This window comes from Streptomyces sp. NRRL S-495 (assembly GCF_000966955.1).
Classification (GTDB): Bacteria; Actinomycetota; Actinomycetes; order Streptomycetales; family Streptomycetaceae; genus Kitasatospora; species Kitasatospora purpeofusca.
In genome coordinates this window covers 1-1,217 of sequence record NZ_JZWY01000122.1, presented here as the reverse complement: position 1 = coordinate 1,217, position 1,217 = coordinate 1, and the positions used below count along the sequence as shown (strand labels likewise).

The window sequence follows — 1,217 nt, the reverse complement described above, 5'->3', positions numbered from 1 at the left end:
CTCCGAAGCCGATCGCGCCGATCGCGAAGACCCGGCGGTGGCCGAACCGGTCGCCGAGCCGGCCGGCGAACACGAGCAGGGCGGCCACGGTGACCAGGTAGGCGGTGGTGGTCCACTGCACGGCGGCCAGGGAGGTGTCCAGGTCGCGGCGGAGGCTGGGTTGGGCGACGGTGAGCACCGTGCCGTCGAGGGCGACCACGGCGGCGCCGAGGACGCTGCCGACGAGGGTGAGGCGCTGGGCGCGGGCGGGCGTCATCCGGCAACCCGGCCGAGGTGGGCGTCGAGGGTGGCGCGGAGGAGGGGTTCGACGCTGTCGCCGCCGGTGGCGAGGCGGAGACTGCCCCAGGCGCGGAGCTGGGCGAGACCGTGCAGATTGGCCCAGAGCGCCGCCGCCACCACGGTGGGCGGCGGTCCGTCCCCGTCCCCAGCCCCGTCCCCGTGACCGGCGCCGGCGGGCGGCCGGATCGCGGCGACCAGGCGGGTGACGGCCTCGAAGAGGGGGAGCGAGGTGCGACGCAGTTCCGCGCCGCTGCCCTCCAGCACGTCGTGACGGAACATCAGCTCGAACATGCCCGGCTGCTCGGCCGCGAAGGCGAGGTACCCGCGGGCGAGGCCGTCGAGCCGCTGCCGGGCCGCGGCCGCCGAGGCAGAGGCGGAGGTGCCGGCGGAGCCGGGCGCGTCGAGCCCCAGTGCGGTGGCCAGCTCGCCGAAGCCGTGTCCGGCGATGGCGGCGAGCAGTTCGGCGTGGGTGGCGAAGTACCTGCGCGGGGCGCCGTGCGAGACCCCGGCCTGGCGGGCGATCTCGCGCAGGGTGAGGGCGTGGACGCCCTCCAGCGCGAGCAGTTCGACCCCGGCCGCGACCAGGCGGGCACGCAGGCCGACGGCCTTGTCCTGTTCGGTCATGGGGATGTTTCTATCAAGATCGAGTAGACACTGTCTACTCGCGCACTGTCTACTCGCGCTCCCGTCCGGCCCGGGGGCACAATCGCCGCATGGACGAGGGCGGCGAGCCGGCCTGCTGGCTGGACCGGGTGTGCGAGGACTGCGGACGGGTGCGCGAGCGGCCGGGCCCCGGGCCCTGTGAGAACTGCGGCAGCGGGGCAGAGGGGACAAACGGGACGCACGGCCAGGACAAAGAGAACCCCCGGGCGGCTCACCGGAGGTGAGCCGCCCGGGGGCAGGGGAGTCAGTCGCGTCCCCGGGTCAGCGTGACAGCC

At 75.3% G+C, this 1,217-nt stretch carries 2 protein-coding genes; both read right to left on the bottom strand.

Going from position 1 to position 1,217, the window contains the following annotated elements; genetic code table 11:
• Positions 1 to 256, bottom strand: a 256-nt coding sequence (locus tag VR45_RS09140) for an MFS transporter (protein WP_045939173.1), incomplete at its 3' end; no start/stop codon positions are given.
• Positions 253 to 903, bottom strand: coding sequence for a TetR/AcrR family transcriptional regulator (locus VR45_RS09135; RefSeq protein ID WP_045939172.1), 651 nt, complete (start codon positions 901 to 903; stop codon positions 253 to 255). The genes VR45_RS09135 and VR45_RS09140, both read right to left, overlap by 4 nt.
• Positions 904 to 1,217: the final 314 nt, after the last annotated feature.